Origin of the sequence: Niallia tiangongensis (assembly GCF_044704065.1) — a bacterium.
Taxonomy (GTDB): Bacteria; Bacillota; Bacilli; order Bacillales; family Cytobacillaceae; genus Niallia; species Niallia tiangongensis.
Genome location: NZ_CP162613.1, coordinates 3,288,259 through 3,305,096, shown reverse-complemented (window position 1 = coordinate 3,305,096; position 16,838 = coordinate 3,288,259). Strand labels below are relative to the sequence as shown.

Sequence of the window (16,838 nt, the reverse complement as noted above, 5' to 3'; positions counted from 1 at the left end):
TCATATTTAAAAACATAAATGAAATTAATCTTTATTTAAGAGATTAAATTAGAGATTGGTCGTCTTTACAGATTATCTATTTTTTTGTCCCAGTCTCTTTTTTTTAAAGGATTGTCATGTTGAGATTTGGGGATTTTATGAAATGCTGAACAGGCTGAATACACATAGACTATAAAGGGAAAAGCGAGAAAGGTGAGCATCCACTAAGATTGCCTGAGCAGATTTACAAGTAGTCCATTGGAAAGCACAAGAAATTTTAGTCTGCTGCTTAATAAGTAATTAACTTTATGTAACAGTCTTCAAAAGCAACGGATTGTCAATATTGATAAGAAGGAAGTGCGAAAGGGAAAAATTTCTTGCAGAAATAAGGACCAAATTATTGACACAGCCCCTTTGTTTTTGCTACTTTATATATAGATTTAGCACTCGCTAATAAAGAGTGCTAACAGAGGTGATTAATGTGTTAACTGATCGTCAATTATTAATATTACAGGTGATTATTGATGATTTTATTTCAACAGCCCAACCCGTAGGTTCCAGGAGTTTATCGAAGAAAGAAAATATCACGTTTAGCTCCGCTACCATTCGTAATGAAATGTCAGATTTAGAAGAATCCGGGTTTATAGAAAAAACACACTCTTCTTCTGGTCGAGTACCTTCAGAAAAGGGGTATCGTTTTTATGTTGATCATCTTTTATCACCACAGAAATTAAAGCGTTCAGATATTTTGAGAATTAACTCACTTTTTGCAGAAAAAATATACGAATTAGAAAATATTGTACAAAAATCCGCGAAAATATTGTCTGATTTAACAAATTATACTACTATTGTCCTTGGGCCTGCCGTTAAGGAAAACAAATTGAAGAAAATTCAAATTGTTCCTTTAAATACCCACACGGCAATTGCCATTATTGTGACAGACTCAGGACATGTAGAAAACAGAATGTTCCATTTGCCTGATTCCGTCCATGCAGGTGAAATTGAGAAGCTGGTAAATATTTTGAATGAACGTTTAACAGGAGTTCCCATTGATAAGCTTCATAACAAGATTTACAAGGAAGTTGCTTCCTTGTTGAAACAGCATATTAGCAATTATGAGTATTTTATCAATTCGCTTTCAGAAACGGTGAAAATTGATACACATGAAAAATTGTTTTTTGGCGGAAAAACCAATATTTTAAGTCAACCTGAGTTTCATGATATTGCGAAAATAAGAAACTTGTTGAATATGATTGAAAAAGAGGATGGAATCCCAGAGCTAATTCGCAATAATACCTCCGATATAAGCATTAAAATTGGAAGAGAGAACAATAATACCGCTATGGAAAACTGTAGTATTATCTCTGCTTCTTACAGTATCGGGAATGAGCAAATTGGATCAATCGCCATTCTTGGTCCAACAAGAATGGAATATTCAAGAGTTGTTAGCTTATTAAATATTTTATCGAATGACCTGACAAAAGTACTTACTAATTTGTATCAAAAATAACTACTGTGGCATATTTAAAAGTGTAGAAAATTGGATTTAAGTAAATTAAAATAGATTGGTATTTCTGCCAATCTGCAAAGTTTTCATTTGGATGATTCCTTTAAGGGAGGTGAACAAGTTGGCAGAAGAAAAAACAACGAATAGTGCAGAGATGGAACAACAAGAAGATGTCCAAGTAGAAGAAACTGTTGAAGAAGTATTTGAAGAGGCTGAAGCAACTCCTTCCAATGAGGAAAATGCTGTTGAGGAAGAACTAAAGGCAGCTAATGAAAAAATAGCTACGTTAGAAGCAAAATTAGAAGAAGAATCTAATCGCTATCTTCGCCTGCAGGCTGATTTTGATAATTCACGTCGCAGATCAAAGCTTGACATGGAAGCTGCTCAAACATATAGAGCACAAAATCTTGTATCAGACTTATTACCAAGCATCGATAATTTGGAAAGAGCATTAAAGATTGAGGCAGTAGATGAACAAACACAAAGCTTATATACCGGTGTTGAAATGGTTTATCGCGGAATCCTTGAGGCTCTTAAAAAAGAAGGTGTAGAAGCTATCGAAGCGGTTGGAACAGAATTTGATCCACATCTTCATCAAGCAGTTATGCAAGAGGAAGTAGAAGGAACGGAATCCAATATCGTGGTAGAAGAGTTTCAAAAAGGGTATAAGCTAAAAGATAGAGTGATTCGACCTGCAATGGTTAAAGTAAGCCAATAAGTATTACATATTAAAAAATAGGAGGGAATTTTCCATGAGTAAAATTATTGGAATTGATTTAGGTACAACAAACTCTTGTGTTGCTGTACTTGAAGGTGGAGAACCAAAAGTTATCCCTAATCCAGAAGGTAACAGAACAGCTCCATCTGTAGTAGCATTCAAAAATGGAGAACGTCAAGTAGGGGAAGTTGCAAAACGCCAATCTATCACAAACCCAAACACTATTATGTCTATTAAACGTCATATGGGAACAGATTATAAAGTAGAAGTTGAAGGCAAGAATTACTCTCCTCAAGAAGTTTCTGCTATTATTCTTCAATACTTAAAAGGTTATGCAGAAGAGTATCTTGGAGAAAAAGTAACAAAAGCTGTTATTACAGTACCTGCTTACTTCAATGATGCAGAACGTCAAGCGACAAAAGATGCTGGTAAAATTGCTGGCTTAGAAGTAGAACGTATTATCAACGAACCAACTGCTGCTGCATTAGCTTATGGTCTTGATAAAACAGACGAAGATCAAACAATTTTAGTTTATGACCTTGGTGGAGGTACTTTTGACGTATCTATCCTAGAGCTTGGTGATGGTGTATTTGAAGTGAAATCTACTGCTGGTGACAATCGTCTAGGTGGAGATGACTTTGACCAAGTTATCATCGATTATTTAGTAGAACAATTCAAGAAAGAAAATGGCATTGATTTAAGCAAAGATAAAATGGCTTTACAACGTCTAAAAGACGCAGCAGAGAAAGCGAAAAAAGATCTATCAGGTGTAGCTTCTACACAAATTTCTTTACCATTTATCACAGCTGGAGAAGCTGGCCCGCTTCATTTAGAAGTAACTTTATCTCGTGCTAAATTTGAAGAGATTTCTGCAAATTTAGTAGAGCGTACAATGGGACCAACTCGTCAAGCACTTAAAGATGCTAATCTTAGCGCTTCTGAAATTGACAAAGTTATCTTAGTAGGTGGATCAACTCGTATCCCTGCTGTTCAAGAAGCAATCAAAAAAGAAATAGGTCAAGAACCTCATAAAGGGGTAAACCCTGATGAAGTAGTTGCAATGGGTGCGGCTATCCAAGGTGGCGTAATTACTGGTGATGTAAAAGACGTTGTACTACTAGATGTAACACCACTTTCATTAGGTATTGAGACAATGGGTGGAGTATTTACGAAGTTAATCGATCGTAATACAACAATCCCTACATCTAAGTCACAAGTATTCTCAACTGCTGCTGATAGCCAAACAGCTGTTGATATTCATGTACTTCAAGGAGAACGCCCAATGGCTGCAGATAACAAAACATTAGGCCGTTTCCAATTAGCTGATATTCCACCAGCACCACGTGGAATTCCGCAAATCGAAGTATCATTTGATATCGATAAAAATGGTATTGTAAATGTGCGTGCGAAGGATCTTGGCACAAACAAAGAACAAACTATTACAATTAAATCTTCTACAGGCTTATCTGATGAAGAAATCGACAAAATGGTAAGAGAAGCAGAAGAGAATGCAGAAGCAGATAAACAACGTAAAGAAGAAGTGGAACTACGCAATGAAGCAGATCAATTAGTTTTCACTACTGAAAAAACGCTTAAAGATTTGGAAGGGAAAGTGGACGAAAGCGAAGTTGCGAAAGCAAATGAAGCAAAAGACGCTTTAAAAGCTGCTATTGAGAAAAACGAATTAGAAGATATTCGTGCGAAAAAAGATGCTCTTCAAGAAATCGTTCAAGCCCTTTCGATAAAATTATATGAAGAGGCTGCTCAAGCAGCACAAGCTGCACAAGGAGCAGAAGGCGGAGCATCTGATAAGGATGACAACGTAGTGGATGCAGAGTTTGAAGAAGTAAAAGACGATAAATAATAGAATTAAAATGATATATTGTTAGTAAAAAGTCAAAGTCAGGTTATCTTGACTTTGACTTTTCTTTTAGATCTAAAGTTTTTTGGCGATATTTAAAGAAAGATAGGAATAAACTATTGTACATTGGAAAAGCAAAATGATACAATAGCATCTATGTGAAAAGAATCGGGGAGTGGTAATCAATTATGGATAAACGAGATTACTATGAAGTCCTAGGAGTCAGCAAAGGCGCTTCTAAGGATGAAATAAAAAAGGCATATCGAAAGCTTTCAAAAAAGTATCATCCAGATATTAATAAGGATGCAGATGCAGATGAGAAGTTTAAAGAAGTAAAAGAAGCATATGAAGTACTTAGTGATGATCAAAAAAGAGCTCATTATGATCAGTTTGGCCATACAGATCCTAACCAAGGCTTCGGTGGCGGTGGAGACTTCGGTGGCTTTGGCGGTTTTGAAGATATTTTCAGCACGTTCTTTGGTGGTGGAGGATCACGAAGAAGAGATCCAAATGCACCGCGTCAAGGAGCTGATTTACAGTATACAATGACGCTATCGTTTGAAGAAGCTGCGTTTGGTAAAGAAACTGAAATTGAAATACCAAGAGAAGAAAATTGTGAAACATGTGATGGAACAGGAGCAAAACCAGGTACTAAGCCAGTAACATGTAAGCATTGTAGCGGTACAGGACAGCTGAATGTAGAGCAGAATACACCATTCGGTCGAATTGTGAATAGAAGAACATGTAATTACTGTAATGGAACTGGTAAAGAGATTAAGCATAAATGTTCGACTTGTGGCGGAACAGGTAAAGTGAAAAAGCGTCGCAAAATTAGTGTTAAAATTCCAGCTGGTATCGATGATGGTCAACAATTAAGAGTCTCTGGACAAGGAGAACCTGGCATAAACGGTGGACCAGCAGGAGATTTATATGTTGTATTCCATATTAGAAGACATGAGTTCTTCGAGCGTGATGGAGAAGATGTATATTGTGAAATGCCAATCACTTTTGTTCAGGCTGCGCTTGGAGATGAAGTGGAAGTACCAACTATTCATGGCAAAGTGAAGCTGAAAGTACCTGCAGGGACACAAACTGGAACGAAATTCCGACTAAAAGGCAAAGGTATACCGAATGTACGTGGATATGGCCAAGGTGACCAGCATGTTATCATTCGTTTAATTACACCTACAAAGTTATCAGATAAGCAAAAGCAACTATTACAAGAATTTGCTGAAGTATCTGGAGTTTCCCCTCAAGGAGAAGAAGAGGACAGCTTTTTCTCTAAAGTAAAAAAAGCATTTAAAGGTGAATAATCAAAAAGGAGTTGGTAGAGATGAAATGGTCAGAAATCACAATTCATACGACAAATGAAGCGATTGAACCTATTTCAAATATTTTGCATGAAGCAGGTGCTAGTGGGGTAGTAATAGAAGATCCCTTTGAATTAATTAAAGAAAGAGAAGACCAATTCGGCGAAATCTACCAACTAAATCCTGATGATTATCCTGAAGAGGGCGTTTTAGTTAAAGCATACTTGCCCATCAATAGTTTCCTTGGTGAAACTGTGGAGTCAATTAAAGAAAATATCAATAACTTAGTTTTATTTAATATTGATATTGGTTTAAACAAGGTTTCCATTATGGAAGTAAATGAAGAAGAATGGGCTACTGCATGGAAGAAATATTATCATCCCGTTAAAATTTCGGAGAAGTTTACCATTGTACCAACTTGGGAGAATTATACACCAGTCCATACGGATGAATTAATTATTGAATTAGATCCAGGCATGGCTTTCGGTACAGGTACCCACCCAACAACTGTATTATGTATCCAAGCTTTGGAAAGAATAGTAAAAAAAGAGGATATAGTTATTGATGTTGGTACTGGTTCTGGAGTATTAAGCATTGCAGCAGCAATGTTAGAAGCTAAATCTGTGCTGGCCTTAGATTTGGATGAAGTTGCGGTGCGTTCCGCGAAACTAAATATTAAATTGAACAAGGTTCATGAAGTGACAACGGTCCGTCAAAATAATTTATTGAGTGGGATAAATGAACAGGCAGATGTGATTGTTGCAAATATTTTGGCAGAGGTAATTGTGCGCTTTACAGATGATGTTTACCGTTTACTTCATAAAGACGGTTACTTTATTGCTTCTGGTATTATTCTTCAGAAAAAAGAAGAAGTAAAGGAAGCTATTATTGCATCTGGACTAGAAATAATAGAAACGGTTCAAATGGAGGATTGGGTTAGTATTACCGCTCAAAAAAGAACAAATGAGTAACAATCAACTTTTATCTTTTTACGGTTTAAAGCTGTAAGGGTAAGCTTATAGACTAAAGGAAAAAGGAAGTTTCGTTTTACGATTCTTCCTTATCTATTGGGTAAAGGAAAGTAGGTATTTCGATTGCAGCGTTATTTTGCTAAAAATGAAGATGATACATTTATTATCCAAGAAGACGATTATCATCATATCGTTCGTGTTATGCGAATGAATATTGATGATGAAATATACTGTGTAAATTACAACCAACAGGTAGCGCGTTGTAAGATAGAAAATATTTCCGAAAACGAAGTAACAGCAAAGGTGGTACAATGGTTAGAAGGAGAAATAGAGCTGCCTGTTTCTGTTTCCATTGTGAGCGGAATGCCAAAAGGGGATAAGCTAGAATGGATTATTCAAAAAGGGACAGAATTAGGTGCTTATGAGTTTATCCCTTTTATAGCAGCTCGCTCCGTCGTTAAATGGGATGAGAAAAAAGGTGAAAAAAAGCTTGTTCGCTGGAATAAGATTGCGAAGGAAGCGGCTGAACAATCTCATCGAACGATGATTCCTGAAGTAAATACCCCAATTGATATGAAAGAATTAATCAAACTTTCAGAAGGCTTTAACGTAAAGTTAGTCGCATATGAAGAAGAGGCACGACAAGGCGAATCATCTATATTAACGAAAAAACTACAGTCGATGACAAAGGGACAATCTATCCTTGCTGTATTTGGACCAGAGGGTGGTCTAACCGAATCAGAAGTAACGTTATTAGAAAATCATGGTTTTGAAACATGTGGACTTGGTCCAAGAATATTAAGAACAGAGACTGCACCATTATATCTATTGTCTGCTGTCTCTTATCATTTTGAATTGATGGAGTGATAAAAATGCCAACAGTTGCTTTTCATACATTAGGATGTAAAGTAAACCATTATGAAACGGAAGCGATCTGGCAGTTGTTTAAACAACAGGGCTATGAACGTGTAGAGTATGAAAATATGTCTGATGTATATGTTATTAACACATGTACAGTTACAAATACAGGCGATAAGAAGAGCCGACAAGTTATTCGTCGTGCAGTGCGGAAAAATCCTGATGCAGTTATTTGTGTTACAGGCTGTTATGCACAAACATCTCCAGCAGAAATCATGGCTATTCCTGGTGTCGATATTGTAGTTGGTACACAGGATCGTGTGAAAATGCTAGAGTATATTGCACAGTACAAAGAAGAAAGACAACCGATTAATGCGGTTGGAAACATTATGAAAAACCGTGTTTATGAGGAAATGGATGTACCGGCGTTTACAGATAGAACGAGAGCTTCTTTAAAAATTCAAGAAGGCTGTAACAATTTTTGTACATTCTGTATTATTCCATGGGCAAGAGGATTGATGCGTTCTAGAGACCCACAAGACGTTATTAAACAGGCACAACAATTAGTGGATGCTGGCTATAAAGAAATAGTCTTAACCGGAATCCATACAGGTGGATATGGCTCAGATATGAAGGATTATAATCTTGCAAACTTACTTCGTGACTTAGAAGCTGAGGTAAAGGGCTTGAAGCGACTCCGTATTTCTTCTATTGAAGCAAGTCAAATAACCGATGAAGTGATTGAAGTATTGGATAAATCAAAAATTATCGTAAATCATCTTCATATTCCTATTCAATCTGGTTCTGACACTGTTCTAAAAAGAATGAGAAGAAAATACACGATGGAATTTTTTGCAGAAAGAATTACACGATTAAAAGAAGCTTTACCAGGACTTGCTATCACATCTGATGTTATTGTTGGGTTCCCAGGGGAGACAGAAGAAGAGTTCATGGAAACGTATAATTTCATAAAAGACCATAAATTCTCTGAATTACATGTATTCCCATATTCAAAGAGAACGGGAACTCCTGCCGCACGTATGGACAACCAGATTGACGAAGAAGTAAAAAATGAACGAGTACATCGATTGATTTCTCTTTCTGATCAGCTTGCAAAAGAATATGCGTCTAACTATGAAGGGGAAGTAGTAGAAGTAATTCCTGAAGAAATATACAAAGAGGGTGGCAACGGAAAGCTTTATGTTGGATATACAGATAACTATCTAAAAGTTGTTTTCCCTGCTTCAGAAGAAATGATTGGAAAAATCGTTAAAGTAAAAATAACAAAGGCTGGTTATCCTGTGAATGAAGGACAATTTGTCCGCATATTAGAGGAAATGGAAAATCAGGCTGCGATTGTATCTTAAGCCAAAGAATATCCTGCTTTGTCGATTTTACGTAAGTTAGAATAGGTGAGTTATTCAAGCTCTTTGAACTAGTATTCTAAGGAGCTTGAATATATATTTTTCAATAGTACATATATCAAAGGAGAATCATAAATGAACATTGCTAAAATGATTGATCACACTTTATTGAAAGCTGACGCAACGAAAGAACAAATTGTTACTCTTTGTGAAGAAGCAAAGCAATATATATTTGCTTCAGTTTGTGTTAATCCAACATGGGTGAAAGTTGCTAGTGAATTACTTGACGGAACAGAAGTAAAAGTATGTACAGTGATCGGTTTCCCTTTAGGTGCAGCTACTTCTGCAACGAAAGCATTTGAAACAGAAGATGCCATTAAAAACGGTGCTACAGAAGTAGATATGGTTATTAATATTGGTGCATTAAAAGATAAAAATTATGATTTAGTAAAAGAAGACATAAAAGCAGTAGTTGATGCTGCAAAAGGCAAAGCGTTATCAAAAGTTATTATTGAAACGAGCCTATTAACAAATGAGGAAAAAGAGATTGCTTGTAAATTAGCAGTAGAAGCAGGAGCTGATTTTGTGAAAACATCTACTGGTTTCTCTACAGGTGGAGCGACAGTTGAGGACATTGCATTAATGAGAAAAACTGTCGGGCCAAATATAGGTGTGAAGGCATCTGGAGGGGTACGTAGCAGCGAAGATACAGCGAAAATGATTGAGGCAGGAGCAACTAGAATTGGAGCAAGCTCTGGCGTTGCAATTGTTAATGGTTTAACGAGCGCTAGTGATTATTAATATTTCTTTTTTTAAAATCCTTAGAGAAAACGTAGAATGGTTTTCTCTAAGGATTTTTTTTATCATTTTCCGACAGAAGACTCCCTCTTCCATTGTGAGCAGGGCTGTAGCCCAACGATAAGGGGGAGATGAATGTCGGTTGGCGATAGCCAAAACACATCCTCTTATAGCAAAATAAGAACATATATTCGTGTTATAGGAGTGAGCGCAATGATCGTTAATAAAGCATATAAGTTTCGTATCTATCCAAATAAAAAACAAATGGAACTTATCAATAAAACGATTGGTTGTGTGAGGTTCACATTCCATTTCTTTCTAGTTAAGAAGAAAGACAAAGACGCTTATTGGTATATTGTTGAAGAAATGGTTCAAAATAGTCAGCTTCCAACGAATAATTGGAAAGGAAAATGGTTGAACAAATATGAAACAGTAAAGGCAATTCCAGAATTAAAGAAACACTATTCTTTTCTGAAAGAAGTGGATAGTATTGCTTTGCAGAAATCGGTTGAAAACTTGGCTGATTCTTTTGAACGATACTACAAAAAACAAAATAAGTATCCACGCTTTAAATCGAAGAAGAATCCAGTGCAATCCTACACGACAAAGCATACAAACGGAAATATCGCTGTTGAAGGTAATTATATGAAGCTGCCTAAACTTGGTCTGGTTCGCTTTGCCAAAAGTCGTGAAGTTGAAGGCAAGATACGGAGTGCTACCATTAGACTTAATCCGTCAGGAAAGTACTTCCTTTCTATCGGTGCAGAAGTGGAAGTGATAGAGTACCTAAAATAAATTCCGCTATTGGAGTAGATGTTGGGCTGAAATATTTTGCTATTCTTCAGATGGTACAACTTTCTCTAACCCTAAATTCTTTCGCACATTGGAAGAAAAGTTAGCTGCATTTCAACGAATATGAGCAGACGAACCGTTGGTGGCTCAAACTGGTATAAAGTCAAACGAAAAGTTGCCTGCATTCACGAGAAAATGGCAAACGCAAGAAAGGATTACTTGCACAAAATCTCCACTGATATGGTCAAAAACCACGACATAATCGGGATGGAAGATTTGTGCGTATCAAGTATGTTGAAAAATCACAACCTTGCCAAAGCCATTAGTGAAGTATCATGGTCAGAATTCAAAACCATGATGGAATACAAGGCAAAATGGTATGGAAAAAAGGTGGTGACAGTTGTAAAGAACTTTCCATCCAGTCAGCTTTGCTCCAGTTGTGGCTACCAAAACAAAGATGTTAAAAATCTTGGCTTACGTGAATGGGAATGTCCCAAATGCCATACCCATCATGAAAATCGAGATATTAACACAGCAATCAATCTCAAAAATGAAGCGTTAAGACGTCTAACCGCAGGAACTGCGGGGTAGCCTACTAAGATAACAGAAGGATACTTTGGTGTTCGTAGGAATCTCCCCCTTCAATCAGTCCGTAAGGTCGATAAGGGGTGAGTAGTTCAAAAACGTTCAATAAGTATGTAAGACTAATAACTTTCCATATAAATTTTTCGATAATTACTTGGAGTGGTATTCATAATTTTTTCGAAATTACGATTAAAGCTACGAATATTTCGATATCCGACTATATCGGCAATTTCCGTAATTTTGCTATCCGTAGTTTTTAATAATTGAGATGCCAATGTGACACGATGTCCATTAAGAAAATCAACGAATGGAACTTTCAGTATCTTTGTGAAAAATCTAGATAGGTAGGAATAGTCATAGCCAAATTTTTGGGACAAATCTTTTAATGAAAGCTCCTCTGTAAAATGATTCTGGATATAGTTCAGTAAATCATGTAATAAATAATCATCTCTTCTTGCTTCCTCTTTAAAAGTTGTTTGATTTAATAATTCAGCACAGATCAAATAAAGTAGACCTTTTTTGGCTATCATCGAGCTTTTATTAGTAATTAAAATCTCTTGAATCAGCTCACTAATACCAGGCTGTAACCGGAATATTGGTTGAATTAAATCTTTATTTTTGCTTAATTGATAAAATTGATTGACCAACTCTGGAGAAAAGACATAAATCCAGGAATGGTTTTTTTGCTTGCTTTGCAAACTATGTATTTGATTCGAAAGAATGAGAGCGTTCTCACCTGTGCGAAGGGTATAAGTTTTATTTTGAATAGTAAGATCCAGCGTCCCTTCATCGACCATTACAAGCTCCATGCTGCGATGGAAATGTGGGAGATTATTGGGATTGGATGCTGAAATACGATCAAAATCTCCATTTTGTCCAAAATAATTTGATTGATAGTATAACATTCAATGTGCTCCTTTCAAGTCAAATTTTGTCCATAATTATACAATTTAAGTACTAGTTACGTCAATCAGTGATGACTAAAATTAATCTGTAATAAGAAATGAGTATTTTATTTCTTATTGCCTACAAGTAGTATCACTACACTAATAATGAGACTACTCGTTTTTAATTCTAATGGCGCATTGTTGACAAGTATTTGTTAGCTGCAAAAATGGCAAAGGGAAAAGCAAAAAGAAGCCGATGCATAACAATGGATTTAACAATGCCAAAAAAGATGGGAGAGTTGGGAAAGATATGAAAACGAATTCAAGTTTTGTATACCCTCTTATATTTGTTTTGAGAGATATTATCGATTTTACGTAGTGAATTTCGAATTATACGTATATTTAAATATCTTTGGAAATATCATTTTTGAAGTAAACAAATTAAAAGAGAAAGAGTGTAGATTCCTATTGAATAATTATCAATGGATTTGGAGTTATGTAAAGAAGAATAAGAAAAAAGTAATTACCGCAACATTGATTTTATTGGCAAATTCCTTCTTTGTAGTGATAATTCCTATTTTAAGCGGGAGGTTAATTGATGAAGTCATTGAGAATAATCAAGTACAACTTTTAGTTCCAATTCTGTTAGCGATGGTAGGAGCAACACTTATTAGAACCGTTACCCGTTACATATATCAATTATTATATGAAAAAGTTGGTCAGGACGCACAGTTTGAGATCAGGCAAGATATGTATAAGAAGCTACAAGAGCTTGATTTTGATTTCTTCAATCATAATAGAGTAGGAGATATTATGGCGAGAATGACAGGGGATATGGACGCTATACGTCATTTCATTTCATGGGTATGCTATAACATAGCCGAATGTGTTATTTGGTTTGTAGTAGCAATTATCGTTATGATGAATATTGATTGGAAATTAACTTTAGGGTTAGTTGCGATCACACCAATCATTTTTATATTTACACAAAAAATGTCCAGAGCAGCACATCCTGTTTTTTTAGAAATTCGAGAAAGCTTTTCAAGGCTGAACTCGATGGTAGAAGAAAATATTAGTGGGAACAGAGTGGTCAAAGCATTTTCGCGAGAAGAATACGAAATTGAAAAGTTCAATCATTTTAATAACGATTATCAAAAGCGTAATCTTGATTCTGCCAATGTTTCAAAAAAATACTTGCCATGGTTAGACGGCTTTGCAGGTTTACTCGCTGTCATCACATTATTACTAGGTGGATTATTTGTTATTCAAGGCAGTATGACTATTGGGGATTTAGTAACTTTTAATGGATTTATGTGGTTATTAAATATGCCAATGCGAATGAGCGGATGGTTAATAAATGATGTACAGCGTTTTAATGCATCCTGTTTAAAAATCCGAAACTTATTAAAAACAGAACCGCAAATTATAGTGGAAGAAAAGAAACATACGAAGAAAATTTCTGGCTTCGTTGCGTTTAAAAATGTGTCCTTTGCGTTTTCTGATGATCCAGAAACAAAAATATTAAAAAATGTGTCCTTTGCTGTCCGACCTGGACAAACGGTGGGAATATTAGGGGAAACAGGTTCAGGTAAATCTACACTAGTTAACCTAATTGCCAGATTCTATGATCCGACAGAAGGGGAAGTATTAATTGATCACGTAAATGCCAAAGAATGGCCAGTGCGGAAGCTACGTGATCAGATTTCCATGGTTATGCAAGATATCTTCTTGTTTTCAAATACAATTGAAGAAAACATCTCCTTTGGAAATCCATATTTGAATATGGAACAGATTCAGCGTGTTGCTGCTATAGCAGATGCTCATAATTTTATCGTCAGAATGCCTGAGGGCTACAATACAATTGTGGGAGAACGTGGAGTTGGCCTATCAGGTGGTCAAAAGCAAAGGATATCCTTAGCAAGAGCATTAGCAAAGGATCCATCTATCTTAATTTTGGATGATACAACATCTGCAGTAGATATGGAAACAGAAAGTAAAATCCAAAAGGAATTAAATCAGCTAACCCAAAATAAAACAACATTCATTATTGCACACCGAATTTCTTCTGTAAGGGATGCAGATTTTATTTTAGTTCTCGACAAAGGAGAAGTAAAAGAACAGGGTACGCATTCAGAGCTTGTTGCGAAAAATGGGCTGTATTATGATGTTTACAAAAGGCAACTAGGACTAGTAGAGCAGGAAGAAGGGGGAGCAACCATTGGCCCGTAATAAATTTAATGTTGATGAAGAATTAGAAACCGAATTTAACTGGAGCCACTACAAACGTATCGGCGCTTATATTAAACCTTATAAAAAGGCATTGTTTATTACATTGCTGATCATATTAACTGCCAATGTTGCAGGGATGCTCGGTCCGTTCTTTACGAAAATAGCAATCGATGAAATCATACCAGATAAAAATATTCCACTATTAATTGGACTCAGTATCCTATTTTTGTTATCCCTCGTTGTAATTGGAATATGTATGCGCTATCGTATTCAGTGGATTACACGAATCGGTCAAAATATTTTAAAGGATATGCGCCTGGATATTTTTCAGCATTTGCAAAAGTTACCTTTTTCTTATTTTGATAATCGTCCACATGGAAAAATATTGATAAGAGTAGTTAACTATATTAATACATTGAGTGATTTATTAAGTAACGGATTAATAAATCTAATCTCAGATATAATCAGTGTAATTATTACCTTGATTTTTATGTTTGCGATAGATGCAAAATTAACATTATATAGTTTAGCGCTTCTCCCTGTTTTAGGAATATTGGTTTGGGTTATTAAAAATATGCAAAGAAAAGCATATCAAGTGTTAAGTAATAAACAATCCAATATGAATGCATATATTCATGAAAGTATTTCAGGGATAAAGATTACACAATCATTTGCAAGAGAAGATGAGAATTATGAAATATTTGATGAAGTGAGCAATGAAACCCGTACTTCTTGGATGAAGGCTGTTTCCATTCAGTTTTTACTATGGCCAGGTGTACAAAATATCTCCGTATTGACAACAAGCTTAATTTATTTCGTAGGGATCCGTCAGATTGGAGTAGATGTCAGTACAGGGACACTCGTTGCATTTATTGGATATGTAAACAACTTTTGGAATCCAGTAATTAATATGGGAAATTTTTATAATGCTCTTATTACAGCATCTGCTTATTTGGAACGGATTTTTGAAACGTTGGATGTAGAGCCAGATATTAAAGATAATCCTAAAGCGATTCAAATGCCAACTATTAAAGGAAACGTAACATTTGATGATGTCTCTTTCCGTTATGAAGAAGGGAAAAACATTCTTAACGATGTCAGTTTCCATATTAATGCAGGAGAAAGCATTGCTTTAGTCGGACCAACTGGAGCAGGAAAGTCAACTATCATTAATTTACTTAGCAGGTTTTATGATGTTAATGAAGGATGCGTAAAAATAGATGATATCGATGTACGTGATGTGACATTGAAATCGTTACGCTCTCAAATGGGGGTAATGCTTCAAGATACCTTTGTATTTTCAGGAACAATCCTTGATAATATTCGTTATGGAAAATTGGATGCAACAGAAGACGAAATAATTACAGCGGCTAAAATTGTCAGGGCCCATGACTTCATTAAAGATCTAAAGGATGGGTATCATACGGTTGTTGAAGAACGGGGCAGTACTTTATCAGCAGGACAAAGACAATTAATATCCTTTGCAAGGGCGCTTTTAGCAAATCCTAAAATCTTAATTTTGGATGAAGCTACTAGTAGTATTGATACCAAAACGGAGGAGCTTCTACAAGAAGGGATAGCGGAATTACTTAAAGGAAGGACCTCTTTTATTATCGCTCATCGATTGTCGACCATTAAAAATAGCAGTCAAATATTCTATGTAGATGGTGGAAGAATTGCGGAAAAAGGTACTCATGAAGAATTAATGGCAAAAAAAGGATTGTATTATCGTTTATATCAATCACAATATGATTTACTCAAGGTTATGTGAAAAAGGGGGTGCAGACATTATCTCAATGTCTACACCTCTTTCTCATGTCAAGGGACTAAGCAAAATTCTTCAGCTATGTATACGCATAATTAACTTGCCGAAACGCTCGGCAAATGGAAGAACTAGAAGAGAAGAGAGGACATTAAATATTAGGCTTGCATGGGCAAGCTGAACATCGATGTCAGCAGTCATATTTTTAACAGTAGCTGCTAATTCATCGATGAAAGGATAGAATAGAATAACTCCTCCGATATTTAGCCAAATATGAGCATATGCACATAGCTTTGCGCTTTTTTCTGTTCCTATTGATGCTAAATAAGATGTAATACATGTGCCGATATTAGAACCTAGCATAATTGCTATAGCAATTTCTAAAGGAAGCAATCCTGCCTCTAAAAAACCCATAATAATTCCAATCGTTGCTGTGCTCGATTGAATCAATGCAGTAACACCAATGCCAACTAAAAGAGCGATAATAGGTTGATCAGCTAGCTGAAGAAAAAAAGTGTTTAAAAGGGGATGGTGTTCAATCATCCCAGCAAAATATTTAAATCCACGCATTGTTGTAAAGACGATCGAAATACCAAATAAAATGAAGCCAATACTTCTTAAATGGGATTTGTTAATAATCATAAATAGGACACCGATGATAGCCAGCGGCAGTAAATAATCATTGATGTCGAAAGTAATGAATTCAGTTGTCAATGTGGTCCCAATATTCGTTCCTAAAATAATCCCGATGGATTGAGGGAAGGTTAAAACTCTTGCGGAAATCAGCCCAATCGTTAGCACCATTACCGCAGCACTGCTTTGAAGTAGTGCTGTAATTAAAATCGAGATAATTAACCCCTTCCATGGTTTATCTGTTAGTTTTTCAAGCCAGCCTTTAAGTGACTGGGAAGATAAATTAAATAAACCTGTCCGTAAAAGGGTCATCCCAAAAATAAATAAAAGGATAAGAACGATAAACAGTAAAAGATAAATCATTATATGCTTCCTCCTCTATGAAAACTATATGAAGAAAAGACTGTGGACATGTCATTTACTGCTAAATAAGTGATTGAGAAGGTATCATATGTTGGTCTCATAGTTTTGGTATGGCATGTGTTTATAATATTCTATAGAGGGGAAAAATAAAGGACGAGAAAGGATTAGAGGGAGAAAAGGGCTGATTATTGTACAAAACACCCTTTTTTTGCGTTTTTTTT

12 protein-coding genes and 1 pseudogene are annotated in these 16,838 nt (G+C 35.7%); 11 read left to right on the top strand and 2 right to left on the bottom strand.

The window, feature by feature from the left end; all coding sequences use genetic code 11:
• Positions 1-460 precede the first annotated feature (460 nt).
• The 9 genes and pseudogenes from hrcA (at position 461) to tnpB (ending at position 10,749) form a co-directional block, all read left to right on the top strand.
• Positions 461-1,489, top strand: coding sequence for a heat-inducible transcriptional repressor HrcA (gene hrcA, locus AB3U99_RS15955; RefSeq protein ID WP_400242535.1), 1,029 nt, complete (start codon positions 461-463; stop codon positions 1,487-1,489).
• A 118-nt stretch (positions 1,490-1,607) separates the two neighbouring features.
• Positions 1,608-2,204, top strand: coding sequence for a nucleotide exchange factor GrpE (gene grpE, locus AB3U99_RS15950; RefSeq protein ID WP_400242533.1), 597 nt, complete (start codon positions 1,608-1,610; stop codon positions 2,202-2,204).
• A 34-nt stretch (positions 2,205-2,238) separates the two neighbouring features.
• Positions 2,239-4,068, top strand: coding sequence for a molecular chaperone DnaK (gene dnaK / locus AB3U99_RS15945; RefSeq protein ID WP_400242531.1), 1,830 nt, complete (start codon positions 2,239-2,241; stop codon positions 4,066-4,068).
• 185 nt (positions 4,069-4,253) lie between these two features.
• Positions 4,254-5,378: a molecular chaperone DnaJ gene (gene dnaJ / locus AB3U99_RS15940; protein WP_400242529.1), complete on the top strand. Its 1,125-nt coding sequence runs from the start codon at positions 4,254-4,256 to the stop codon at positions 5,376-5,378.
• Between the two features lie 20 nt (positions 5,379-5,398).
• Positions 5,399-6,346, top strand: a complete 948-nt coding sequence (gene prmA, locus AB3U99_RS15935; RefSeq protein ID WP_400242527.1) for a 50S ribosomal protein L11 methyltransferase — start codon at positions 5,399-5,401, stop codon at positions 6,344-6,346.
• Positions 6,347-6,469: 123 nt separating this feature from the next.
• Entirely contained in the window at positions 6,470-7,213 is a 744-nt protein-coding gene (locus AB3U99_RS15930; protein WP_400242526.1) for a 16S rRNA (uracil(1498)-N(3))-methyltransferase, read from the top strand.
• 5 nt (positions 7,214-7,218) lie between these two features.
• Positions 7,219-8,571, top strand: coding sequence for a tRNA (N(6)-L-threonylcarbamoyladenosine(37)-C(2))-methylthiotransferase MtaB (gene mtaB / locus AB3U99_RS15925; RefSeq protein ID WP_400242524.1), 1,353 nt, complete (start codon positions 7,219-7,221; stop codon positions 8,569-8,571).
• A 132-nt stretch (positions 8,572-8,703) separates the two neighbouring features.
• Positions 8,704-9,369, top strand: a complete 666-nt coding sequence (gene deoC, locus AB3U99_RS15920) for a deoxyribose-phosphate aldolase (RefSeq protein ID WP_400242522.1) — start codon at positions 8,704-8,706, stop codon at positions 9,367-9,369.
• Between the two features lie 210 nt (positions 9,370-9,579).
• Positions 9,580-10,749, top strand: a pseudogene (gene tnpB / locus AB3U99_RS15915) (IS200/IS605 family element RNA-guided endonuclease TnpB).
• A gap of 113 nt (positions 10,750-10,862) precedes the next feature.
• Here tnpB and AB3U99_RS15910 read toward each other — a convergent pair.
• Positions 10,863-11,648, bottom strand: coding sequence for an AraC family transcriptional regulator (locus AB3U99_RS15910; protein WP_400242520.1), 786 nt, complete (start codon positions 11,646-11,648; stop codon positions 10,863-10,865).
• A gap of 450 nt (positions 11,649-12,098) precedes the next feature.
• On the opposite strand from AB3U99_RS15910, the gene AB3U99_RS15905 reads away from it, so the two are divergent.
• Both AB3U99_RS15905 and AB3U99_RS15900 read left to right on the top strand, forming a co-directional pair.
• The gene (locus AB3U99_RS15905; RefSeq protein WP_400242518.1) at positions 12,099-13,859 is read left to right on the top strand and encodes an ABC transporter ATP-binding protein; all 1,761 of its coding nucleotides are present in this window, start codon (positions 12,099-12,101) and stop codon (positions 13,857-13,859) included.
• A complete protein-coding gene (locus tag AB3U99_RS15900) occupies positions 13,849-15,630 on the top strand; it encodes an ABC transporter ATP-binding protein (protein ID WP_400242516.1) in 1,782 nt (593 codons plus the stop codon). The genes AB3U99_RS15905 and AB3U99_RS15900 overlap by 11 nt, the downstream gene beginning before the upstream one ends.
• 69 nt (positions 15,631-15,699) lie before the next feature.
• Here AB3U99_RS15900 and AB3U99_RS15895 read toward each other — a convergent pair whose 3' ends face one another.
• Positions 15,700-16,617, bottom strand: a complete 918-nt coding sequence (locus tag AB3U99_RS15895) for a Na/Pi symporter (protein ID WP_400242514.1) — start codon at positions 16,615-16,617, stop codon at positions 15,700-15,702.
• Positions 16,618-16,838: the final 221 nt, after the last annotated feature.